16 protein-coding genes and 1 tRNA gene are annotated in these 23,662 nt (G+C 64.0%); 16 read left to right on the top strand and 1 reads right to left on the bottom strand.

Features of this window, described 5'->3' with window-relative positions; translation table 11 throughout:
• From EKM57_RS21990 to EKM57_RS18230, 16 genes are all read left to right on the top strand, one after another.
• Nucleotides 1-5,376 (top strand): hypothetical protein, encoded by a 5,376-nt coding sequence (locus EKM57_RS21990; protein WP_165357543.1) that lies wholly within the window; start codon nucleotides 1-3, stop codon nucleotides 5,374-5,376.
• Nucleotides 5,377-5,475: 99 nt separating this feature from the next.
• Nucleotides 5,476-6,297, top strand: a complete 822-nt coding sequence (locus tag EKM57_RS18300; RefSeq protein ID WP_129793974.1) for a hypothetical protein — start codon at nucleotides 5,476-5,478, stop codon at nucleotides 6,295-6,297.
• A gap of 183 nt (nucleotides 6,298-6,480) precedes the next feature.
• Nucleotides 6,481-6,576: transfer RNA gene (locus EKM57_RS18295), tRNA-Arg, on the top strand.
• 336 nt (nucleotides 6,577-6,912) lie between these two features.
• On the top strand, nucleotides 6,913-8,196 hold the full coding sequence (locus EKM57_RS18290) for an HNH endonuclease (protein ID WP_129793973.1): 1,284 nt from the start codon (nucleotides 6,913-6,915) through the stop codon (nucleotides 8,194-8,196).
• A gap of 12 nt (nucleotides 8,197-8,208) precedes the next feature.
• A complete protein-coding gene (locus tag EKM57_RS18285) occupies nucleotides 8,209-8,790 on the top strand; it encodes a hypothetical protein (RefSeq protein ID WP_129793972.1) in 582 nt (193 codons plus the stop codon).
• Nucleotides 8,787-9,524: a hypothetical protein gene (locus EKM57_RS18280; RefSeq protein WP_129793971.1), complete on the top strand. Its 738-nt coding sequence runs from the start codon at nucleotides 8,787-8,789 to the stop codon at nucleotides 9,522-9,524. Before EKM57_RS18285 ends, EKM57_RS18280 begins: the two co-directional genes overlap by 4 nt.
• A gap of 26 nt (nucleotides 9,525-9,550) precedes the next feature.
• A complete protein-coding gene (locus EKM57_RS18275; protein ID WP_243451132.1) occupies nucleotides 9,551-10,834 on the top strand; it encodes a hypothetical protein in 1,284 nt (427 codons plus the stop codon).
• Between the two features lie 22 nt (nucleotides 10,835-10,856).
• Nucleotides 10,857-11,414: a hypothetical protein gene (locus EKM57_RS18270; protein ID WP_129793969.1), complete on the top strand. Its 558-nt coding sequence runs from the start codon at nucleotides 10,857-10,859 to the stop codon at nucleotides 11,412-11,414.
• Nucleotides 11,415-11,802: 388 nt separating this feature from the next.
• The gene (locus EKM57_RS18265) at nucleotides 11,803-12,336 is read left to right on the top strand and encodes a hypothetical protein (protein ID WP_129793968.1); all 534 of its coding nucleotides are present in this window, start codon (nucleotides 11,803-11,805) and stop codon (nucleotides 12,334-12,336) included.
• A gap of 365 nt (nucleotides 12,337-12,701) precedes the next feature.
• Nucleotides 12,702-16,493 (top strand): DNA methyltransferase, encoded by a 3,792-nt coding sequence (locus EKM57_RS18260; protein ID WP_129793967.1) that lies wholly within the window; start codon nucleotides 12,702-12,704, stop codon nucleotides 16,491-16,493.
• 20 nt (nucleotides 16,494-16,513) lie between these two features.
• Entirely contained in the window at nucleotides 16,514-17,401 is an 888-nt protein-coding gene (locus tag EKM57_RS18255; RefSeq protein WP_129793966.1) for a helix-turn-helix domain-containing protein, read from the top strand.
• Between the two features lie 2 nt (nucleotides 17,402-17,403).
• Nucleotides 17,404-19,563: a DEAD/DEAH box helicase family protein gene (locus EKM57_RS18250; protein ID WP_129793965.1), complete on the top strand. Its 2,160-nt coding sequence runs from the start codon at nucleotides 17,404-17,406 to the stop codon at nucleotides 19,561-19,563.
• Entirely contained in the window at nucleotides 19,556-19,753 is a 198-nt protein-coding gene (locus tag EKM57_RS18245) for a hypothetical protein (protein WP_129793964.1), read from the top strand. Before EKM57_RS18250 ends, EKM57_RS18245 begins: the two co-directional genes overlap by 8 nt.
• Nucleotides 19,753-21,708, top strand: coding sequence for an AAA family ATPase (locus tag EKM57_RS18240; RefSeq protein WP_129793963.1), 1,956 nt, complete (start codon nucleotides 19,753-19,755; stop codon nucleotides 21,706-21,708). Before EKM57_RS18245 ends, EKM57_RS18240 begins: the two co-directional genes overlap by 1 nt.
• A 9-nt stretch (nucleotides 21,709-21,717) precedes the next feature.
• A complete protein-coding gene (locus EKM57_RS18235) occupies nucleotides 21,718-22,086 on the top strand; it encodes a hypothetical protein (RefSeq protein WP_129793962.1) in 369 nt (122 codons plus the stop codon).
• 11 nt (nucleotides 22,087-22,097) lie between these two features.
• Complete coding sequence (locus EKM57_RS18230; protein ID WP_129793961.1) at nucleotides 22,098-23,135, top strand: hypothetical protein; 1,038 nt, start codon at nucleotides 22,098-22,100, stop codon at nucleotides 23,133-23,135.
• 29 nt (nucleotides 23,136-23,164) lie between these two features.
• On the opposite strand, the gene EKM57_RS18225 is transcribed toward EKM57_RS18230, so the two are convergent.
• The gene (locus EKM57_RS18225; RefSeq protein WP_129793960.1) at nucleotides 23,165-23,593 is read right to left on the bottom strand and encodes a CopG family transcriptional regulator; all 429 of its coding nucleotides are present in this window, start codon (nucleotides 23,591-23,593) and stop codon (nucleotides 23,165-23,167) included.
• Between the last annotated feature and the right edge of the window lie 69 nt (nucleotides 23,594-23,662).

The following is a 23,662-nucleotide window of genomic DNA, read 5'->3' as shown; positions in this document are numbered from 1 at the left end:
ATGGAAGAGCTGAGCGGGTGGGGCGACACGGACGCGGAGCTCGAAGCGGGCGATTGGGGCGGCGCGCAAGCGGAAGGCGGGATCTGGGCACCGCCACTCATCCGCTTCATTCCGCACGAAGTAAGAGGTACCGGGGCGGACCTGCGTCTGCGCGGGGCCCTGCTCATCATGCCCGGCGACGGCGAAGAGGTGGATTCCTGGCCCAGGACCGTCAGGAACATGCTCGAAGCTCCTGACGAAGTGTTTCTCCGGGTCAGCGTCGATCCGGATGGCAGACAAACGCCTGCCAACAGCGCGACCCTCGGTGCGTCCAGGCTGCGCTTTCTGACCGACTTCAGCCAGGAGAATGTGGACAAGGCCATGCTGGTTTGGCGCAGGCTGGCGCGGGGCGAAAGCGACCGCATCAGCGACCGCACGCTGGCAATCCTGCGCACGGCCAGCGCGCCGAGCCCCGCCGCCACCCCGGACGAGGCCGACGCCCGGCAGAACGTGGCTTCGATTGTCAGCGAATTTCTGGGGCCGCGTGCCTATCAATGGCGTCGCGACGACCAGCACCGCCCGTTCAGACTGGGGGCTCGCGATACCGAGGGATCCGCGCTGGTCGCGGAGGGACCCTGTTTCGTCACCGCCACGCCGTCGGCGATGCTCGAGAGCGCGTTCACCGCTCTCGATACGGCCCAATATCTGTTCAGTCTCGACCGGCCGATCGTGCAGGCCTCGACAGGCTATACGGCGCAGGGAAGGATCCCCGGCCATCGCGCCGCAAGCCCGGCCGACGAGCCACACGAACCCGCCCCCGCCTCGCTGGCTGTCACAGCCTGGTCCGGGACAACGAACCTTTTCTTGGGGATCGATGGCGGCCAGTCACTGACGTCCAGGCAGGGCGTCCCCGACCCTCACCTCGAATTTGCGTGCGGACTGGTCGCGGGCCGCGGGCTCGCCGTCGCGCAGCAGGTCGCCGCGGAGGCTAATGACGCGTGGCAAGAGGCGGGCGCCGCCAACGCGCGCCGCGATGCAGCCTCGGCGATCGCCCACCCCTTCCATCGCTATGCAATGGATCCCGGCCCCGACAGCAGCCTCCCGTCGACGCTTCGCGACGCCATCCGCGCGGCTCGTCAGGAGCAGATGGAAGCGGCGCGATCGAGCTATATGGCAGGCGGCTTTGCGCCGGAGGCTTCGGTCCGGGCGGAGACAGCCGCGCCCCGCCGCCGACATTCGATCGAGGCCGACGTCGAGCAGGCGCTTGCCGGCGTCGAGCTGGAGTTGCAGAGGCGAAATGTCTCTCTGACCAGCCTCGGCGAGGGACTGGTCAACGATATCTTCGCAAGGGACCTTCGCGTCCGCTTGCGCCGCAACCGGCCGGCGTTCCAGAAGCTGATCGCGGCACATCTGCTTGCGGCCCGCCCCGACCCTGAACCGGAAACATCCGGGCTGATCTTCCCCGTCACGCCCGAGACGGGCGCGGCCTACTCGCTCTCGGCTTCCGAGGCGCACCAGTGCCTGCTGGCGATGAAGGATGCCGATCGACGGCGCCTGTTCGGAATGCTCGCCTATCCGACCGTGGCCAGGGTGATGAAGCTGGTCGTCGATGTCGAGTTCGCGCTGGACGTGCTTCCGGAAGATGTGCGCAGCGCGGTCGGCAGCGGCAGGCGAGCAAGATTTTTCATCGCCCCGCGCAGCAACAGCGCTGGCGAGGACGTCACCTACTGGACGGCGTGCGAGCTCGCCCCGCTGGGGCCGGACCGCTGGTTGTTCACGACCTTCGACCAGGTCAAGGGCGGCATCGGGCAGGACCAGGCCGATCATCTGTTTGGAACGCTGAACCTCAACCAGTCCGACGGTCAGGGGTCCCGTTACTTCCTGACCAGCCTGGACGTCAGCGGGCGCGCCGAGCAGATGATCCAGAAAGCGGAGGGCGACGCGGCCAATACGCGCGCCGGAGGCGATCTCGAGCTCGGCGATCTTCCGGCAAGGACGGCGGGAATAGCCCTCCACGACAGCGCCCGGGCGCAAGCGGTCGAGGGCGAAATCAAGGCCAGCGACGATCTGCGCCGTCGTGGCGAGCCGAACAAGAAGCTGTTCACCAAGGATCTTGTGACCGGCTATCGGGTCGACGTCGCGGTGGTGTCGAAGCGGACCCAGCAATGGGAGTGGCGCAGTCTCACCGAACGCGACGTCAGCTTCCCCATCCCCGTCGGCGAAGAGCCGCTCGAGCCCCTGATTGCAGCGGCTCTTGCCGCCATCGCCGAGCCGGCCGAAATCCCGGCTCTTCGCCGGAGCCTCGATGCCGCGAGCGTCCGCCCGGCAACTCGCATGGTTCCCGCTTCGCCTGTGAAGCTGGGGCAGAGGAGCGAAGCCGGCGAATATCTCGCGATCGACACCATCATGCAATGGGAGATCGATCCGCTCGGCGCCCCGTGCACGGCTGGGCTGAACCTGCACGAGGACGATGTCGACGAAACCGTGGACCTCGCTTTGTATCCCGAGTTCGGCTTGCCCGGTCCTCCGCCGACCAGTGGGGCAAGGGATCGGCGTCCACCCCGAATGGAATTCGGCCGGTCCTATCGCTTCGGTCTGCGATGCACTTATGCCGGAGGCGTCGGGCTCCCGCTCGAGACGGCCCGGCTCGTCTACGAGGGGGTCGGCACCGCGCCGACCGCAATCCCCCGCCAGACCGTCGATGCGCCTTACGTCCTCAGACGGCAGGAGCGGATCGCAGCGCCGGTGGCGGCCATCCTCGATCCCGCAACCGTCTCACGGCCCGGCGACGCCCTCGACACGCTCGTCGTTCGTTCCGGGGACGACGACCTCAGGACCCCGTTGGCGCGGCGCATCCTTTATGTGCCGGGGCTTTCGCTCGAACAGGCCAGTTGCCATCCCCACCCCACGAAGCGGGCCAGGCTCGCGCTGGACGAGCTGCCGGCTCCGGCGGGTCGACCAATTGGTGGCCTTTTCAATGTCCGCTGGGACCCCGAAACGGGCGGCCTCGGCATCCGCAAAGGCGACAGGCTCGAATGGGCAAGCGCTGCATGCAACCAGGAAGTTCCCCCGCCGAAAACAGGTCCGCGTCGTGCCGCCGAGCCGGCTCCCAGCCCGCGCGAGGAACGCTGCATAGGAGTTTTCAGCGTCGAGCGAACCGACGCACAGGCGCTATTGGGACGGAAAGCCCATTATTATCCGGATCCGACCGCGAGACGGATGGCATTTCAGCTTTTCACCCGGGGCCCCGATCCGATGGCGGTTTCCGAGCCGCTGTGCGTCGACATTTACGATGACGGCTACTTCCAGGATGCGCCGAATATCCCCTCTCCTCGCAAGGAACCCGGACTTCCCGACCTTCCTGGCATCTCCAATGGCTGGGTCGCGTGTGGCTATCCTTTCGCCATGCCGATCGTCCTCGACGTCGAGAGGGCGAGCGGTGATGCCGGAACCGAGCTCGTCCTCGACGGCACCGGTTTTCTGACCGCGGCCCGCCGATTCCACCGGCTGCGCGAGGGGCAGAATCCGCCGAAAGGCTCGGTTACCGTCCGGCGCGTACGTCTTCGGCTCAGCCCGGGCGCAGACTTCGACCTGCGCTGCTGGTGCGTGCCGGACGCCGACGATCTCGATCTTTTTGCCGGCTTCGCGGCCGCGCAACAGATGCTGGCTCGAGCCGGACTCCGCTTCCGCGACCAGGCCTTCAGGAACGCCATCCTGTGCCGGCCGGTGCCTGAGCAGGCGGAGATTCTCGACCTGCGCGTGGTACACGCGGTGCAGACCCCGCTGAGACCTTCCTGGCCGAGGGGTGGCGACAGCCTCCAGCTGTTGCGCGAGGAGATCGCCCGGGAGAAGTGGCCGGAGAAGGTCGGCGATGTCACTCGCTGGAGCGACCGGCAAGAACTCGCAGCTGGAATGACCTGGGTGGGGGGCACGCTCAGCGTCGACCGACAGGTCAGCGGAAACGTCACGCTCGAGATTCGATACGAGGACCAGCGGGACGAACCCGGCGCCAGGCTTGCGACCGTCGGCGGCCGGCTCGCCTTCGAGATGGCCGGCATACCACCTTCGAGAATGCCGCTGAGCCCGCGTCCGCTGCCCGATCCGCGCATGGAAGATGTGGACTTGGTGACGGAAGGGCTGAAGACGGAACCTCTCTTCTCCCCCTCCCTCGATTCCCGCGCCTACCGGCTGGAGGTGACTCCGGTCACGGCCTCGAAATTCGCACCGCTGATGTCGGCGGATACGAGCAGCCCGCGCTTCGTGGCCCGAGGCGCATCAACCACCGTCTGGGCCGTCGCGACACGCCGGCCCGACCCGATGAGCTTCGTCGAGATGCTGCCGGCCTTCGTCTGGGAGCGAAGCCTGAGGGCTCCGAGATTCGTCGAGCGGCACATGGCGGTCCGCCTTCAGTGGCGGCGCTCGCGCCTGCTCGGGGCCCGGGCCGAAGATGTCGCCCGACCCGCCCCCGGCGGCTGGTATTCCTCGGGCGCCGGCGAGCGTTTCGCGCTTCTGGCCTGCCCCGACGGTGCCGATCCCAGGAAATTGGGTCCGCTCGCCCGCCACGTCAGCCAGTGGGGAGCGGACGCAATCCGTGAGAGCGGCGACCGCCCCCCATGGCGTCTGCCGCTCGCCCTTTTCAGGGGCGATCCGAGCGCCCGGATCCGTGCAGGGCAATGGGTCCCCATGTACGGGGCCTCCGATCGCGAAGGCATTCCCATTCCGCGTGAACAGGGCCGGTCCCTGGACCTGCTCACCATCGACCCGCAATATGACAGCGCCCAGGATCTCTGGTACGTCGATATCGACATCGATGCGCGAGCGGCTGCGCATGGCCTGGCCGGTGCGCCGATGATGAGGCTTGGCATCGCGCGTTATCAGGAGCACGCGCTGGAACGCTCCGGCAACGTGCCGGGCTATCCCTGGTGCGATCTTCACGTCTCGACCCCGGACGTGATCGATTTCCGCCTCGAGCCGTCGCGGCGGGTCGAAATCTGGCAGGGACGCAAGGTGGATGGGCGCTGGCCGGTTCACGTCGCGGTTCGCGGGCCACTCGCGACAGTCGCGGGCGGCGCCGACCGGCTTCCCGAACCGCTACGTTCCCGTTTCGACGCGATCACTGGGCCGCGATTCAAGGCGTCCCTGCGCCGCGAGCCGAAACTGCTCGTCGATGCGATCAAGTCCGATGCCGACGAGACGGTCGATGTTACGACGTCTCTGGCCTCACAGAAGCAGGGCGATCTCATCTGGGAAGGCACGCTCTACAGCCGCCGGGATCCGCGTCGTGCCCCCTATTACGTCTTCCTAGAGGAAACCGACCTGATGCTGTCGGCCCACGGGCAGGAAATCGTCGAAAGCGGTCCGCGCTTCATGGCGAAGGTAGCCGTGCCGAAGGTCTGAAACGAGAGATTGGCGATCGTCCAATGACTTCGATTCTGCTTTACACTCTCCACTCCGAGTGCCAATTTGAGACCATTAAACTTCAACGGGGAGGAAATCGTGAAGAGGTCGAGAACTCAATCGGAGCCGCCGGAACTGGAAGCGTCTCAACAAGACAAGATTGACGCCTTGTCTGCAAGAATTCTCGAGCTTGAGGAACGAGTAGAAGGACTGTCGTGGAGGGCGTTCTACGAGTCCTCGACGCGTAACTTGATGACCGAACCGGGCATTCTGATGCAGGCTCGCTACGTCGCTTCCACCACTAGTGGCTGGCTCGTGGTGCTGATAAACAACACAAGAACATCGCTGCCGTCCGGCCTCAAAGTCGACTTTATTAGAACTGTACAGGGCCGGGACTATGGGACCGTCCTCGAAGGGTATCTTGCCGGAAGCAGCTTCGATGTGACGACCGGGAACCTGCAGGTCAGCTATCGCCGCCTCAGCGACCTCGCGCTGCGCGTGAAGCCTCGGCCTGGCGGGCCGATCGACGTCGACGGCGAGATGTATGATCTTCAGCTCTCCATTTCGTACAAAGAGAATGGCCAAGCCAAAACGGCGGGCCCGTTCGCGGCTAAGACCGACCCCCAAAACCCCCTACCGGAGGGCGATCACGACCTGGAGATCGCCGATTACCCGCACCAGTCGCCCTACGGAGATCCGAGCACTGTCTGGTTCCGTATTGGGCATTCCGGCGACCGCTATCTCCATGCCGGGCGCGTATCTGCCGGCTGCATCACCTGCGCACCCCGGAATTGGCGCGCCATTTACGACATCGTCAACTGCGCTCGGGTGGACACCAGAACCGCGGGTAAGCTGAACTTTTCTCAGTCGCTTGCTGCATCCAAATCGAAGGCCAAGGCCGAACGCAAGACAAAGCGGTAGGAGCCGGCGGGAAAGGAGCGCCACTTGACTGGCGTGTGCAGACTTCAGCCGACCACGACTACTTGAATGCGAACGCCAGCAATGGGCGCATTGGGCGACATTCCGAATGCAATGTTCCTGACACAGTCCGCGGAACCCAACGAGCGCATCACGCCGACCCGGCCACCGAAACTGAGCGGATGGGCGCTTGTGGCACCGCACCCAATGTGCGGGCACACGCCCGCGAGTACGAGCCTTCTAAGCTTGGGGTCGCAGGTTCGAGTCCTGCCGGGCGCGCCAGTTTTCCGCCATTTTTCTGTTACCTAGTTTTGCGTCAGGTAACGCATAGGTAACAAGCGAGCGGCTAGGGTGACATCTCGCGGCGCCTGGTGGGACGACGCAGGCCTTCGCGGCCGCTCGTGGCCGTCAGCGGTCTGTCAGCTTTCGTTCTTATCAGGAGCTAAAGCGGACGCCCGAAAAAACTAGGTGGAAAGCAGTTTGGCGTTTGCTGATTGGCACCTTCGGGTCGGAGCCACAAAATGCGCTTGTTTTCCGACTACCAGGCTCGTGATACTCGATGCTCGCCGGTGACCAGCGACGCACGATTTGGCCACTTTGTCGGAATGGAGTTCCGCGATGAGCGCCAGTTTTAACGATCTGCTTTTGGAACGGGGCATTGTTCCAAAGGAGGTCGCGCTTCTCCGCCATCACACGCCCAAACGCGGCGCCTCTGCGGCGAGCATCGCGGACCTTTGGCGCGACGACCCGGAGGGTTTTATCCTCTACCAGGATACCCAGAAGGAGAACCGCCCTATCTTTCGCAACCGAAGGATATGGGCCTCGTTCGTCTCGCCGGTTCCGGGCGAAACACTCTTCGTCGGGCTTTTCGATGCGAAATATTTGTATACCGGAGTGGCCGATTGGACGTGTCCATATCGCGGGGACCAGCCCGGTGAAGGAAAGCCCGTCGACCGCTTTTCCACGCGCCTCCGGAGCGAACTGTCCGAGCAAATTGGGAAGCTCTGGGTTGACTGGCCGGATTCCAATGTCCGAACCTGGAAACGCAAAGCTGAGGGGCTGACCCTCCCGGTGGTCCCATCGACGCTCGTCCGGCAGACTGGACTTCCTATTCATGATGCGGCCCTTGTCGATGCGCTTGAGACGTTGGGTTTCAAAGAGCGCAATCGCACCGGCAAGGTAGTGCAGATGCGACGCGGCGATCTCGTCGTTTACGTGAAGCGGGAGACTGCTACTCGGCCCCTCGTCGTTCACCCCGGCTTCCTCGACGTGGCGGATAGCCTTCGGGCTCTAGGCGTCGACACCGTCGAGCCGCCTCGGAGCTATGTGAACGCGCACCTTCGGGAATTTCCGGAATACATCGCACCACATCGCACGACCGTCGGCCGTCACGGCTTCGCTCTCGGCGTCTCCGATAGCAATCTGGCCGCTACGATCGCGTTGCTGGAGGGCGCAAGTCGCCTCGAGACTGACGACGGCCCAGTCCGGGTGGTGGCGCCCGCCGAGGACCCGCTCACTGAGAAGGAGCGCTTGCAAGCCGCGAGGATCGGTCAAGGCGACTTTCGCAACGCCCTCGTCGTCGCCTGGGACGGGACGTGTCCGCTGGCTGGCGTTGACCACCTTCCGCTCTTGCGTGCTTCGCACATCAAGCCGTGGCGAAGCGCCACGAACGCTGAGCGGCTCGACCCCTTCAACGGACTCTTGCTCGCAGTGCATGTCGATGCCTTGTTCGATCGAGGTCTCATTTCCTTCGAGGACAACGGAACGCTGCTCATCTCCAATACACTGAGCCAGGATAATCTCGACCGATTGGGAATCGTCCGAGGCGCGATGATCTCCGGACTCGATGCACGCCATGGGGCGTACCTGGCGCATCATCGCGCCCACTGTTTCGTTCCATAGCGCGGCTCCGTAATGAGCACGTTCGCCCACATCACATTGGAGGACCGTGACGAACCCCTGACCCTGGCCTGGCCGGCGACGGGCAACGCCGCAGCATTCCTGCTTTTTGATCGCGCGGACGCTTGGAGGGGCTTCATCGCCGGGCTGGGGATCGACCAGCGAATCCCGGAGATCACCCAGCGAAAATTCGCACGGGCGCAGACGCTCTACCTGTTGGGCTGGATCGACTTCAGCCTGATCAAGGCCGGCGAGCTGGCGGCGCTGATCGCGCTCGAACTGGCCGTGATGGACCGCTACGGCGGGGAGCTCTCGAAGAGAAACCGCAGCTTCGCGGCGCTCCTCAAGCATATGGTGACAGCCGATGGGCTGACCGACAGCGACATACCCATGGTCGAGCGCTGCGGTGGGACGGCAATCGGGCAGCTCGTCGGCGACGTTCACCCGACCCTTGCCGAGCGGCGGAACACACTCGCCCACGGCGACCCGTTCGACGGCTTCCCGAGCGGCGGCCTCCTTGAGCTCGTCCGCGAACTGATCAACTACGCTTATCGCGATTACATCGCCGAGGCAGCTTCGTTGGGAGCGCCAGCATGACCACGATCCGCTGGATGAACTGCTTCGCCGACGTCCTGACGAGCAAGCACGACCTGACCATCCACTCCTTTCTGGATGACGTGATCGTGCCGGCACTCGCGACGCTCGACGCAAAGATCGCGGAACTGGGGGCGAGCGACTGGCCCGGCCATCAATTCGCTCAGGCCGACATGGAAGCGATGAAGAGTGAGGCGATCTTGGCCTTCGGCCTGTCGATCCAGTCGATCTGGGAACGGCAGTTTCGCAGCTATCTGCGCGGTTGCGCGAACGAACTACGCCCGGGCAAGCCCATCGCCGGCAAGATCGACAAGGCCAACTGGCAAGATCTGCAAAAGTGGTTCCGAAGGTTGCGCGGCATCAATTTGGACGAGTTTCCCAGCTTCCCGCTCCTCGACACCCTCCAGCACCTCGGCAATGCGTGCCGCCACGGTGACGGGGACTCGGCGGTGGAACTGCATCGGCGCCGACCCGACCTGTGGCCTGTGATCCCGCCCATGCCGCCCGGCTTTGGCGAGCCGCAGGTAGGGTCCGCGCCGCCGCCGCCTGCAGGCTCGATGGAGATCCCGGTCGCCGCCCTGCGCGAGTTCGTCACCGCGATCGCCGCGTTCTGGCGGGATACCGAATATATCTACAATGAGAGCATCGAGGGGAAGCACGAGAACCTCGAAGCCCATCTGGTCGAGCAGCGGGCGGAGCGCACCTGGTTTCCGCAGGCGCGCAGCGAGGCCGGCTGATGGGCGCGAACGCCGCCATGATCGCAATGGTTGAAGATCTCTGGCGCATCCCCCGGCCGGGGCCCAAGAACCTCCTGAGAGCGCCGCGCTTCACCGCTCTGAGCGAGCTCTGCGCGGCGGAGTATGGCATCGACAAGCCCGTGTTCGCGCTCAGCACCGCTCTGCGATCGCTTGGGCTCCCGTGCCATCTGCCGGCAGGGAAGACTCATCTGGCGCTCGATCCTGTCGTTGCGGCGAACGCTCTCGATGAGGCTTGCCGCCACAAGACGTCGGTGCGCCGTCACCTATGCCCGCTCGATCTTGCCGACGATCTGCCGGTCATGACGTTCGGGCGGTCGCGGATCGCGCAATTCAGCGCCGACGAGTTGGCCGCTCTTTTCGATGTCCCACGGATTGAGCGGACTATGCCCAACGAGCCGCTCGACGCTCGGCGGCTTGCGCAATTTCAGTGGCTGGTAGTCGAGGAGGAGATTGCCCTCGACCCGCAGCCGGAGAAGCGCGCGTCGCCGTGGATGTATATGGCGATGAACCGCGACTTCGGGGAGATCGACCCGCACCTTGGGCGATTTCCGCCGGCAGTTGAGGCTGCGCTCTTCTACTTGATCCTCGCCCCATGGGAGGACTGGTCGACGATGCAGGAGGTCGACTGGCGCGGCTTCCGGCTGCCCTGGATTCACACGGTGGACGAGGACCTGTTCATCCGGCCGGCGACCCCGCCGAGCGCGGACAGCCTTACGCTCGAACCGTGGATCGTCGGCGACGACGGCGAAGAGCTCGAGCTTGAGCGGCCGACTGAGCTTCCGCTGAGCGACGACGCCATGCGGGGGCTCGCGTTGGTGACCAATCAGGCTTGGCGAGACCTCGAGACTGCCCGCGCGACCCCCCTATTCGAGACTCCGATCGCGCACTTTCTGGTGCGGGCCTTCCTGTCGGACGGCATCGACGAGGTCATGGCCCACATGACCGCGATTGAAGCGGCGGTTGGCCTGGAGATGGATCACAAGGCGTTTATGCGACCGAAGCCGGACCCGCATAAGGGCATGAACGCGACAAACCGGGTTGCAGCTCGCATCGGCGCGCTCCTGAACGATAAGTCGAGCGTGCAGGAATATAAGGACCTGTTCGAATTGCGCAGCCAGTTCGTCCACGGCCGGGGTGGGCTGCAGAAGATGTCGACTCCGCAGCGCGTGTTGGCGAGAAGCCTGGCCCGCAGCGTCGCGGCCGGAATCGTGGACTTGGCGTTGCAGGGCCCCCGGCCGCGCGTCGACGTCCTGTCGGACCTGCTCGATCAGGGCGCACCGCTTTTGTAGGGGGGTATCGAAGGGGGGAGATATGGCTGAAATCGACAAGGCAACTGCAGCCGAGCGCCTGGTGGTCAGCGCGATCATCATGGCGGAACGTGGCGAGGATCCGTTGGCGATCCACGTCGTCGCGGCGTCAGCGCTGAACGTGTTGCGCGACCTGATCAAGAAGGCCGGCGACGAGTATGTCGAGCAGGTGCTCAAGATCGGCGCCTTCACGATCGCCTCGGCGCGGGTGAAGGGTGAGCCGGTCAATCTCCCGACCAATGCAGAAATGGACGCCGTCATCGAAAAGGTTATCGGCGGAATCGCAGCGGGCGAGGTGACGCAAGCAGCCGACCTGATCATTAACTTGGACGCTGCGAGCCGGCGCGCGCTGCTCGACTGCATCGTGAAGCCGTACAATTTCCTGAAGCACGCCGACAACGATCCGCTCGCAACGATGGACGATAGCGACATCGACCCAGACCATGTGATCGGGCACGCACTGTCGGCCCTGACGATGGTCAGTCCGGGCAAATCCCTTCCTGACACGATCAAGCCTTATCTGGAGCGACGCGATCTAATGGCCTCCGAACAGTCGTCGTAGACGTAGGCGGACCATCGAAGAGATCGACGATTCAAAGGGACTAGGGCCCGGGCAGCTTCCGATAGCGAAAGCCATGGGTCGTCTTCTTGTCGAAGACGAAGCCCGCCCAGGCGAGGTCGCCGGGGATGAAGTCATCGTCGGCTAGGATGTAGCGCGCCTCCCGTGCAGGAATTGCCGGTCGGTCTTGTAAACCGGATCAATAAGAGCGGAAGAGCAGAGGACCTTGCCGCCATGCTTCGCAAGCGGGATATTTTCTAGGACATTTTTGGACGAAGCGCTTCAATACTGGGATCTCCACGAGCGGTCCCATACGCTGCGAAACGAGAAGCGGCTCAACCGCAAATGAGGGGGTGGTCCGCGGCCGAGCTATGGCTATGCTTCTCGTCGCATGACCGGCAGCATCCGCTTCTCCACCTTTCCACGAACCGAACCGCCTCCCGCGTTCGTTCATGATATCGTGAGTGCGTTCCGCCGGTGGGAGCCGGCGATCTCCACTCAAGCCGCTCGAAAAGGGCTTAAGAGCAACGACGTTCTCGCAACACTTACGCCAGCTCTAATAGAGCTTGGTTTTGAGGTCGAGGCAGGGAGATCCCGCGTCAAGCGGCCCGTATTTTTCGGTGAAGATGGTGCATCCGCTCTGCAATATGAAATTGATTCCTTTCATCCCGGTTGGCGATGTGGGCTCGAGGTTGAAGCGGGACGTGCTTGGCTGGGTAACGCGGTTTATCGGGATCTCGTTCAAGCCTTGGTTATGGTGGACCTCGAGAACCTAATCCTGGCGGTTCCGCTCGGCTACCGGCGGAAGAGCTTAGGTCGTGATGTCGTCAGCAAGGACTACGTGAACACGTGTGCGGTAGCTGACGCTCTGTTCGGCCATAGCCGCATCCGTATGCCTTATCGCTTGATCGTCATCGGCTACTAAAGGCCGTCGAGCGACCGTCGCGTTTCTAGAAAGCTTCACTGCGTGAACTGGTGTCGCGGCGCCGGCATGTCCATCCGGAGCGGGCCTCAGCTTGCCCCAGAGCATGAGCATGAACGGTGCGAGTGAGGCATAGAGATAGGCGCTTAGAAGGCCCTAACATCAATCCTCCGCGCCGGCAACAGCACCTTGGAAGAAGGCCTCAGGGCTGTGGTGGGTGCCCCCGATAGTCCCGCAGACACAGAGGCTTAGCAGGGATGGTGGCTGGCGGAATCACCCTCGGCGTATCGTAAGGCTTGTCGGTCTACGCTGAAATCTGCTGTTGACTGAATTTGTCAACGCCTTAGTCTCAGCGACATGGAGAGCGTATGAGTTCGGCGGGATTGCACATTCAGAGGCGCCGAAAGGCTATGGGCATCTCTCAGGCGGCCTTGGCGTCCCAGGTGGGCGTGGACAAGAGCTACTTGAGTCTCGTCGAGAGCGGCAGGCGGGTTCCAACTGAGGAACAGGTTGGGAAGCTCAGCGCCATCCTGGGATTGCCGCCAGAACTCCTCCTTCTGCAAGCCGGACGCCTCCCCAAAGACGTGCAAGGAGCCATCGAGGCTGATGCGACAGCTGTCGCTGCAGCCGTACGCGTGTGGGCGGAGCAAGACGCGATCGTCTATCCGACTGAGCCTGCTACAATACCGCGATCCGGTTCACGTCAGAAGCGGGCGTCACGTGCCTCTTCTTCCATCCCGCCTTTGATCCATGTGACAAAGGCGAGCACGACCTATCGCGCTCATAGCTACCACACCAAGGTCCCGCCATCGGCGATCACTCCGTTTATCGAGGCATTCACCCGCCCCGGCGAGCTGGTGAGCGACCCATTCTGCGGCTCCGGGATGACGGGGGTCGCCGCACTGGATCTGGGACGGAACGCGCTTCTATCTGATCTGTCACCCGCGGCCGTGCACATCGCCCGAAACTACACTGCGCCATGCGATCCGGACGCTTTTAAGCGAGCACTATCGCTCGTGGAGCAGGAGGTCGCAGCGACCATGGACTGGCTGTACGTCCCGATCGGCAGCCAAGGTGAGCGGATCGAGTACACCGTCTGGAGTGATGTATTCATTTGTGACAGCTGCAGCAGCCACATCAGCTACTGGGATGCTTTGCATGAAGGGTTGGGAAAGGAGCTCGTGTGCCCTGAGTGCACGCTAATACTCGAGAAGGGGGATCTGCTTTGGACTGGCGAGGAGCCCGTGCGGACCCACGTCTCGAGAGCAGGAAGGCGAATGACGTGGCATGAACCGACCGGTGCGGAACTGGCACTAATAGAAGAGGTGGACGCGACGACCATACCGTATTGGATCCCCTCTGCTCCCTTCGGAAGGGATCGGGAGATGTGGCGCTCCGCTCATTCGGCAATGGGCATCTCGGACGCGGCCGGTTTTTACACGAAACGTAATCTTCATGCACTGGCGGCGCTGCGCCACGCGATTGTCCAAATGGCAGAGGGTCGCGTTCGTGAGGCGCTACTGTTCGCGTTCACCGCATGCGTCAACCGCGCCTCTAAGCGCTACCAATGGAACCCCAAACGTCCGACGAACGTCATGACTGGGACGATGTATGTGTCGTCGCTTCGTTACGAGTGGAACGTCCTTAGCCTCTTCCGCCGCAAGGCGGCCGACGTGCTGAGGTTCTATCAGACGCGGCAAGGCATCAACACGCAAGCCCAGGTCTTTCAGGCCTCGGCGACTGATCTAAGATGCATTCCAGATGATGCCGTGGACCTAGTGTTCATGGACCCCCCGTTTGGCTCCAACATCTTCTATGCCGACAGCTCCCTGCTGTGGGATGCATGGCTCGGCGCCCAGACGGACCAGACGAATGAGATCGTCGTCAACCAGCGGCGGCCGCGGGCAGCTGGCGGCAAGGACCTTGATCTCTACGGTGACCTCATGGCCAAGGCCTTTGGCGAGGCGGCCCGGATCATGCGGCGAGGTGGACGCGGCGTCTTGGCCTTCTCCAACACCGACGACCGCGTCTGGACCGAAGTACAGGACGCTCTCTCGGATGCAGGCTTAGAGACCCAGAGCGTCCATGTGCTGAATAAGGGGCAGCCGTCCATCAAAGGCGTTAAGGGCCAACTGGGACAGGAGCGGGTGACGAGGCTAGATCTGACCTTGACGCTCGCGCACCGGACGCGGCCCGCGCGGAAGCGCGAAGCTGCTCCGCCAGCATTTGTCGACGCCTCGATCCAGCGTGCTCTGTCGGAAGGCGCGACGGACTCCGATCATCTCTACACCGCTGTGCTGCGCGACGTGCTGCAGTCGGATCTGTCGGCCACGGGGATCACCATCCACAGCATCGAGGCTCGGCGGGCGAAGCTCGGTCGGCCTGAAGCCGCGGAGAAGATGGCCGACTTCGTCGCCGGATATTTCTCGGACGAGCCGCTTCCAGCGACGACGGGCGGCCCGGCTCCCGATGGACCTCCCGAAGAGCGCATGGTCCCGGGCTCTCGCAATACCGCGCTTTACAACGCCCACAGCTACCACACCAAGGTGCCGCCTGAGGCGATCCGCCCGTTTATCGAGCACTTCACCAGGCCGGGTGACGTTGTCCTGGACCCATTCTGCGGCTCTGGAATGACAGGCGTCGCGGCAGCGATGGCGGGGCGCCGCGCCATATTGAGCGATCTTTCCACGGCCGCCGCACATCTCGCGTGGAATCACACCCACGCCTGCAACGGTGAACAGCTGGAAGCTGCTTTCCAACGTGTGGCCACGGCAGTGAAGAGTGACTTCGACCGTTATTATTCGACCCGGGACGAAAATGGCGATCCGGCGACGATAAGGTGGACCCTCTGGAGCACGCGTCACCGGTGCCCCCAGTGCCGGGGCGACTTTCTGTTGTGGGGCACAGTGGACCGGAAGACTGGGCGCATGACGCGTGAAACGGAGTGCCCGACATGCTCCCACCGCGCCGATCGCCGGCGCTTCGAGGTGGTGAGCAATGAGCCGGCGCTGATTGCGTTCACGCGCGCTAACGGGTCGCGAGGGGAACGGGCCGCCACCGCCGACGACCGACTCGACGCCGATGCCTTCGCTCTGGAGAGTTCGGACGTGCCCTTTCCCGATGTGCCACTCGGCGCCGATCGCGAAATGTACCAGCGCTGCGCGCTTCATCTGCAAGGGATTCGATCCGTTCGGGACATGTATACGGATCGGAACCGGTTGGCGCTCGGGGTGCTTTGGAATGCCATCCAGGACGAGCCGGACACGCGGCTTCGGGCAGCTTTAGCCTTCGCCTTTACGAACACCGCTTGGCATGGCACGCGAATGCGAAGGTTCAACGCCCGCGGCGGCCATCGGCCGCTTACCGGCACGCTTTACGTGCCGCAGCTCTCCGCCGAGGCGAACGTGCTCGAGGTGATGCGCAAGAAAATTGGACAATTGCGCGCCTATTACGCTGCATTTAGCCCTTCCGCCGACGAGCCTCCTCGGGTTCTCTCCGGCAGCGCTACCGATCTCTCCCGCATTGCGGATGCAAGCATCGATTACGTTTTCACCGATCCTCCCTTCGGCTCCAACATCTTCTACGCCGATTGCAACCTGATCTGGGAAGCTTGGCTCGGCCGCGTGACGAATCCGGCCCTCGAGGCCGTCGTGAACCGCTCGCTTCAGCCGGCAGACGGGGGAAAGACGCTCACCGACTATTCCGCGCTCATGGCGCAATCCCTCACCGAGATGGCGCGTGTCCTCAAGCCTGGTGGGTGGGCCACAATCGTCTTTCACAATACCGACAGCGCGGTTTGGCGATCACTCAGCGAAGCGGCCTCGGCCGCCGGATTCGAGTTTCACGAAGCTGCGTCGCTCGACCGAAAGCAGCAAAGTCACAAAGGCTACAAAGGGCGCGACGGGCACGAGAATGTCGCCCATTTCGACGTCGTGATGAACCTCAGAAAGCCGCTCGAAATCAATCGTGATCGACCGGTGGCGAACGCCACCCTCGACCTTGCCCGCATGGTCGGTGACGCGGCGGCTATCCCGGAGGTCGCGGCGCGGGGCGTTCAGGGGGTCCACGCGGAAGTGATGCGACGCCTGATGTCGGAAGGGCGGTCAGAGTTCCCGGATTTTCAGCAGGTCCGAAATCTGTTGAACGAACCGGTCGCTTGACTCCAGCTGAAGATTAGCTGATGCGCAGCTTTCTAAGCTGCGCAATATGCGGCATCAAGCGTGAGGCCGCTCTGAACGACATCCTGACCATTCGAGAGATAGCGACACGGCTCAAGCTCGGTGAGCGGACCGTCACGGCCATGCTCGCCGCGGGCGAGCTCCCCGGCTTCAAGCTTCGTGGCCAATGGCGGCTGCGGCGCGAGCATTTCGAGCACTGGCTTTCCCGCGTCTCCGCCGGCGGCAACGTGGTGGCGGTGACGGCGGAAATCATGGCGACGAGTGTGCAGTCGGGACCGCCGGTGTACGTCGGAGCCGTGCCGCCGCCGCTCGAGCCTGATGACCACGCCGAGCCCGAGTCAGGTATCGATGCCCTCACCGAACGCGTCTCGCAGGCCGAGCTCCACCGCCGCTTCATCAAGGCGCTCGGCAGCGGCGTGCGGTCCCACACCGACCTCGACCGCAAGCCGCTCGAGGCGGACCTCCTCTCGCCCCTGCCCTCCCGCATTCGGCTCTACATCTACAACGCCACGCGCCCACCCGGAGGCCGACCGCTCGGCGAGCACAAGGTTCAGCTGATCGTCCCCGGTCAAAGACGGGGGGAACGTGCCAGTTTCGATCAGACGGGGGGCCGCATTGTGCTTCTCGCGGGCTATGCCGCCGAGGAAGACATCTTCATCCTGTGGGACGCGGGCCTCTATACCGACTTTGCTTGGTCTCGAAACGTGCAGGTGAAGGCCAGCACCATCATCGCGGCGACCGCCGGCAAGATCGCCGAGCAGGAGCGCCGGCTGAGGCCGTCCGGCAGCGGCGCGGTCACCGAGACGCTGCTGGCTTGCCCCCCCACACGGTTGGCCGACGGCCTCGTCCGCCGCGTCGGCATCACGCGCGACAGAATGGCTCGCGGCTGATCATGGCGAAGCTACGTGATCACGTATTCAAGCGGGCCTACCACAAGCCCGAAGACGACGTGGCGGAGGAATTCTACCTGCCCGCGGTCCGCGCCTGCGTTAAGTACGACCGCGCCGTCGGCTTTTTCTCGAGCACGATCTTCCTGCTGGCGTGGCCGAGTCTCAAGGAATTCGTCGCCGCAGGCGGCCGGATGCGCCTGATCTGCTCTCCCATTCTCTCCGACGGCGACCATGAGGCGCTCCGCGACGGTTATTCGGAGCGAGCGGAGATCGAAGCCGGCCGTGCGATCGCCGAGTCCTTCAACGCGCTGATGGCCACTGAGGGGCTGGCAAAGCCTGCCGTCGTTCTGGCCTCGCTGATCGCCGCAGGCGTGATCGACTGCAAGATCGCCTGGGTCGGCAAGGAAGCCGGCGGCAGGCCAAAGCGCTTGTTCCACGACAAGGTCGGCATTCTCGAGGACCGGTTCGGCGATCGCGTCGCGTTCAAGGGGTCCATGAACGAGACTTGGCCGGGCCTTGCGCGCGACGGCAACCTTGAATCGGTGGATGTCTTCGCCAGTTGGCGTGACGAGGGGGAAGAACTTCGCGTCATCGACGAGGCGGAGTATTTCGAGCGGGTTTGGGACGACCGGTGGCCTGAAATCACTGTCCGCGCCCTTCCCGACACCGCCAGGAGCGCGATCGTGTCGGCCTCGGACGCAGGGCGCTGGCCGGACTTCGTCGATGAGATCTGTCTCGAGCTGGAGCACGCGGCTCGTTGGTCGGCAGAGGCCGGGCGGTCAGGCGGCCGGACTCCACGCCCGCATCAGGTCGCGGCGCTCGACGGCTGGGAGGCGCGTGGGCGCCGCGGAATTCTGAAGCACGCGACCGGCTCCGGAAAAACCTTCACTGCGCTCTGCGCGATCAACGACGGGCTCGCCCGGCGCGAAATACCCATGATCCTGGTCCCAAGCGACCTCCTCATGAAGCAGTGGAACGAGGAGCTCCGCACGACGTTCGACGGGACCGGTTTGCAGCTGATGCTCTGTGGCGGCGGGCATGGTCGGTGGCGCGATGGGGCCCGGCTTCGTACTTGGAGCCGTCCTGGAGACGGAGCCTCCCGCGCGATCCTCGCCACGATCCAGACCGCGTCGAGTGACCAGTTTCGCGGCCTTATCGTCGGCGGGGATCATCTGTTCATGGTAGCCGACGAGGTCCACCGCCTAGGCGCGACCAGTGCAAGCCAGCTGCTCACGCTCGAAACGGGGGCGCGGCTCGGCCTCAGCGCGACGCCCGAGCGGGCCGGAGATCCCGACGGCACCGCGATGCTCATGGGCTATTTCGGCGGGATCGTGCCGCCGCCATTCGAGCTTCAGGATGCGATCAAGGCCAAGGCGCTGACACCTTATGCTTACAACGTCCACACCGTCGCCCTGGAGGACGACGAGCGAGCCGAGTGGATCAAGGCTACGGACGACTTTCGCCGCCTGTACGCGCGGTCGATGGCAGGTGGCGGAGACGCCACCGACGGCCTCTCGGCCCGCCTCAAGCTGCTGCTGATCCGCCGCGCGAGGATCGTCAAAGGCGCCCGGGCGAAGGTTGCCCTTGCAGGCCAGGTCCTGGCGGGAGCATACCGCCGCGGCCAGCGCTGGATCGTCTATTGCGACGACCAGAACCAGCTCGCCGACGTAAAGCGATCCATCTCGGAGGCGGGGGTGGACGACGTCTACGAATATCATAGCGCCATGCCCGGTGACCGCAGCCGGACCTTGGAGGTGTTCGGCGAGCGCGGCGGAGTGGTGGTTTCGATCCGCTGCCTGGACGAAGGAGTCGACATTCCGGCGGTCACCCATGCCCTCATCCTGGCTTCGTCGAAGAACCCGCGCGAGTTCATCCAGCGGCGCGGCCGCGTGCTCCGCAGGTTCCCGGGCAAGGCGCTGGCGCACCTCCACGACGTGGTGGTGGTCCCTGAGGCGAACGACGAAGATGCGATGGGCGGCTCGATACTTAAGGGCGAACTGGCACGCGCCATCGAGTTCGGGAGCCACGCCGTCAATCCCGGCGCGGTGGCGGACCTTCGGCGCATTGCGGCCGCCACCGGCTTCGACTGGGCGAGCGTCACGGGGAACGGCTTTGAATCCGACGATAGCGAAACAGACGAATTGGAGACGGCAGATGCCTAACGACGCCCACGCCCACCGGGACGCCTCTGTCGCGGACACGATCGAGAGGGTGCGTTCCGAACGGTACCCGGACATCGACCGCGATCTGGTTCTCGAGGTCCTTCGCCTCCACGCGGACGGCGTCGTGGCCGACAATGTCGCAAGATCGGTGGACGAGGCCATCGCCGCCCGCGCGGCGGAGTCCAACTGATGCTGCGGATCAAATCGCTCCACCTCAAGGATTTCGGCGCCTTCAAGGGCCAGCAGGCCTTCAACCTTCCGGACGAAGAGGGCGTCACCGTCTTTTACGGCGAGAATATGCGCGGGAAGACGACGCTGTTGAACGCGTTTCGCTTCGCGCTCTTCGGGAAGATCATCGGGCGAGGCCGGCGGCCCGTATCGTTCCATGACATGATCAACTGGGAGGCTCGCGCGGAGGGCGCCCGAAGCTTCGAGGTGAGGCTCCAGATCACCCACGCGGGTGCCGAATATCGGCTGACGCGGACCTGTCGACCAAAGTCCGGAACCGACGTGCCCGCCGGCCACGACGACTATGTCGCGGACTACTATCTCGAGCGTGGCGGGCACATCCTCCCGGCGCAGCAGGCCGCCCTTGAGCTCGAACGCATCCTGCCCGAGCAGATCGCACGGTTCTTCCTCTTCGACGGCGAGCTGCTGCAGGAATATGAGGACCTGCTGCACGGCGACACCGACATGGGCCCGAAGATCAGCCAGGCGATCGAACGGATACTGGGCCTGCCGACGCTCACGCGGTCGCGCGACAGCCTAAAGGCGGCGCTCGACAGGGCTGAGGCGCGCGTCGCCCTCGCCGCCCAGGGCGACCAGAAGACAAGAGAGTTCGGCAACCAGCTGCAGAGCCTTGTCGAGGAACGCGAGGTTCTCACGTCGGACCTCTTCCGGCACGAGAAGAATCTCGAGACCCTCAGGGCGAAGAAGGTCGCGATCGAGGACGACATGCGCCGCCGCGAGCGCATGGCTTCGCTGCTCGACAAGCGCGACCGACTGGCGGGTGAGGTCGCGAGCCTCGACGAATCTCTCCAGAAGAAGAAGGACGCCATCTCGAAGGCCATGGCACCGGCCTGGTCGGCGCTCATTCGTCCGCAGTTGGCGGCGGCCGTGACCGTGCATCGCACGAAGGAAGCGGAACTGCAGAGCGCCGTCACCCGGGCTCAGGTTCTGCACAGCCTTGCCGAGGGCCATGATGTAGCATGCCCGACCTGTCTCCAGACCGTCTCGCCGGACGCCCAGGCGAAGATCCGGGGTCTCTTGCCACAGGGCGGGCAAGGGTCGCGCGAAGCCGATCAGCGGGAGCTGGCCGGCGTCCGCCGCCGTCTCGACGCGCTTGAAACGCAGCTGGCGGAGGCGAACCCCGAGGCGCTTCGACTGCTCTGGGCCGATCTCGAGGCCCGCAAGCGCGAGATCTACGCCAAGACCGCAGAGATCGAGGAAATCGGCAAGCAGCTGACTGGAGATGAAGAGGACGAGCTCAAGGGCCTCCGCCGCGAATATGACTCCGTCGTCCGGCAGATCGCGGCGTTGGAGGAAGGGGTCAAGGCAACGGCCGGAAAGCTGGCCGACAACGCCACCTACCGGGACAACATCCAGAAGCGGCTGGACAAGCTGGCCGGCGGCCAGATGGAGTCCGAGCGCCGCCGCCGGGACCTGGCGAGCCGGCTCTATGATCTGTTTAAGGAAAGCGTTGATGTCTACCGCGACCAGCTGCGCCATCGCGTGGAGGCCGACGCCAGCAAATACTTCCAAAAGCTGACCACCGAGTCCGATTATGCGGGTCTGCGCATCAACGACAGTTATGGCCTGACGATTGTCCACCGCGATGGGAGCGACATTCCCGTCCGCTCGGCCGGCGCCGAGCATGTCGTCGCCCTATCGCTGGTTGCTGCGCTGCAGAACAATGCCCAGCTCCGCGGGCCTATCGTCATCGACTCTCCTTTCGGCCGCCTCGACGGGGGGCACCGATCGCGCATCGTTGAGGTCCTCCCCGACATGGCCGATCAGGTCGTTCTGCTGGTCTACGAAGAGGAGCTGCCGCCCGCCCGCGCCCGCGCCGCCCTCAAGGGCCGGCTCCGTTCTGAATGGTCGCTGGAACGGCAGTCTGCCCGTCACACCGAACTTGTAAAGCGATAGGAGAAGGTCATGGCCGCAGAGAGAACGATGGACAAGAAGACCATCGGGGTCACCTCGGCGAACGAGCGCGTCCTCGCCGCTCTGGCGTCGGAAGGCCTCTTCGCTTCCGAAATCGAGGCGGCCAAGTTCGCCATGGCGCACGCGATCGATTCCGGCGTAGCGCGCGGCACGACGGAGGGCGCCGGCACCAAGTGGAACGTCGGCAGCGTCGATTCCGATGCGGCCCTGAAAGCCGTCGTAGAGGCGCTGTTTCCCGACGAGACTCAGCCTTATAGATTGGTCGAGCACCTCATGAATGAGGGACTGCGCCTGTTCGATAAAGGCGATGCTCTCCCACCCGATGTCGCCGGGGTGCTATTCGCCACCAAGGGTGAATAGGGAGAAGAGCGATGGCCCGCCTCAACAAGGAAGCGCTGATCCGCCGGGCGATGGATTCGATCGCCGCTGACGGTTGGACGGTGACCCCCTTGACCAAAGGCGGAACGCATCCGGCGCGCTTCACGATGGAGAGCGAGGGAGTCCGCCACACGGTGAGGCTTTACATCTGGAATCTTTCCCACGGCGGCAAAAGTCGATCCGCCTCGGAATTCCGGATTCAGGTCACCGGGATCGATGGATTCGAGCCTGAACCCGGTGGGCGCACACTCATCTTGGGCTGGAGCGACGACTTCGGCGTCTTTGCCGGCTTCGACGTGCAGCACCGCCTCGGGAAGCTCGGCGCGTCCCCCTCGATCCAAATCACTGCGGCTACCCTCAAATCGGCCGGCGCAGACGGCGGCGCACTGCAAGACAAGACGAAGGGCGAATGGGCGGTAGCGCTCCGGCCGGATAAGCTCGGACGCTACGCTCAACACCTCTCGACGGTACACAGCGGGAAGTTAGATCCTATCCTCGCGCCGGATGACAGTCCGGCGGCAGATCCGCTTGCGTCCGAGATCGCCCACCTCGCCAGGGACAGCACGGAATTCAATCTTGACGCGCCCGAGGAAGCCGATCTGCGCACCGACCTTATCGCGGGCGTCGACGAAGTGCTCGCTGCCTTGAACACCGGCAAGCAGGACCCGCCGGCTGGCATGGGACACAACCAGCCTCCGGGGCCTATCGACAAGCACCCTGGGCTTGCTCCTGAGATCGAGGTGGCTGCACAGGAGCTAAAGGCCGATCTAAGCTTGGGGAAGCCCGACCCCCGGGAAATCGGGAGGGCCGGTGCGTTCCTCGCGTGGGCGGGCAAGATCCTGCAGATGGCGAAGCAGGAAGGTGCCAAAGTCCTCGACAAGGGCAAGGACATGGCCCGCGAATACATGGCGAAAGCGCTCTGGGGCACGACCGCCACGCTCGGCGTGACGTTCAAGGAGGAGTTAGTTGAGATGCTGCGACATTTGGCCAAGGGCATCCTAAACTGGCTGCAGCAGATATCGATCCTTTAGGTAATCAAGCGGTCGCAGATCGCTGTGGCCTAGTGTCCCTTGCTAATCTCTCCGGGTGACTCGTCCAATCGCATCAGCCGCAGTTTCGAGTCGGACGCCAGGCGTCGCCCCACGAGGTCGATGAAAGCCTGATAACGCTTGAGCCCGAGCTGCTTCGTCTCTTCGTCGAACGGCGGCTGGTGCGCGACCATAGTCAGCTGATGGTGAACGAACGTTCCGAAGGCTTCGGCCAGAAGGTCGACCTTGTTCTCGAGCCGCTCCTGCCCTCGGCTCATTCGATCCAACCGCACCCCGAACCTCTGGTCCAGCTCGTGCCCGGCACGTCGCTCCAGCACGGCCTTCAGCCCCTCCGTGAGCAAGGCCGTCTTCGACGAGTGAGACGATGCGCAGAGCCGATCGAGAGCCTCCGACAGATCGTCCGGCAGATAGAATTGGTGGCGTGTCTTGAAGGTCTTCATGGCAGCGCCAGTATGGAGGCTGGCCGTGTCCGCGCGAACAGCGCTTCCGCCGCACCGAGCGCTCGCTCA

Source organism: Sphingosinicella sp. CPCC 101087 (assembly GCF_004151485.1).
Lineage (GTDB): Bacteria > Pseudomonadota > Alphaproteobacteria > Sphingomonadales > Sphingomonadaceae > Allosphingosinicella.
This window is presented reverse-complemented; position numbering and strand designations above follow the sequence as displayed.

Bases quoted from the DNA above. Each gene is read 5' to 3' on its own strand.
- EKM57_RS18235 (WP_129793962.1), top strand. From the start codon at position 21,718: ATGGCCGCAGAGAGAACGATGGACAAGAAGACCATCGGGGTCACCTCG.
- EKM57_RS18265 (WP_129793968.1), top strand. From the start codon at position 11,803: ATGACCGGCAGCATCCGCTTCTCCACCTTTCCACGAACCGAACCGCCT.
- EKM57_RS18255 (WP_129793966.1), top strand. From the start codon at position 16,514: ATGCGCAGCTTTCTAAGCTGCGCAATATGCGGCATCAAGCGTGAGGCC.
- EKM57_RS18270 (WP_129793969.1), top strand. From the start codon at position 10,857: ATGGCTGAAATCGACAAGGCAACTGCAGCCGAGCGCCTGGTGGTCAGC.
- EKM57_RS18260 (WP_129793967.1), top strand. From the start codon at position 12,702: ATGAGTTCGGCGGGATTGCACATTCAGAGGCGCCGAAAGGCTATGGGC.
- EKM57_RS18280 (WP_129793971.1), top strand. From the start codon at position 8,787: ATGACCACGATCCGCTGGATGAACTGCTTCGCCGACGTCCTGACGAGC.
- EKM57_RS18285 (WP_129793972.1), top strand. From the start codon at position 8,209: ATGAGCACGTTCGCCCACATCACATTGGAGGACCGTGACGAACCCCTG.
- EKM57_RS18245 (WP_129793964.1), top strand. From the start codon at position 19,556: ATGCCTAACGACGCCCACGCCCACCGGGACGCCTCTGTCGCGGACACG.
- EKM57_RS18290 (WP_129793973.1), top strand. From the start codon at position 6,913: ATGAGCGCCAGTTTTAACGATCTGCTTTTGGAACGGGGCATTGTTCCA.
- EKM57_RS18250 (WP_129793965.1), top strand. From the start codon at position 17,404: ATGGCGAAGCTACGTGATCACGTATTCAAGCGGGCCTACCACAAGCCC.
- EKM57_RS18275 (WP_243451132.1), top strand. From the start codon at position 9,551: ATGGTTGAAGATCTCTGGCGCATCCCCCGGCCGGGGCCCAAGAACCTC.
- EKM57_RS18240 (WP_129793963.1), top strand. From the start codon at position 19,753: ATGCTGCGGATCAAATCGCTCCACCTCAAGGATTTCGGCGCCTTCAAG.
- EKM57_RS18230 (WP_129793961.1), top strand. From the start codon at position 22,098: ATGGCCCGCCTCAACAAGGAAGCGCTGATCCGCCGGGCGATGGATTCG.
- EKM57_RS18225 (WP_129793960.1), bottom strand. From the start codon at position 23,593: ATGAAGACCTTCAAGACACGCCACCAATTCTATCTGCCGGACGATCTG.
- EKM57_RS21990 (WP_165357543.1), top strand. From the start codon at position 1: ATGGAAGAGCTGAGCGGGTGGGGCGACACGGACGCGGAGCTCGAAGCG.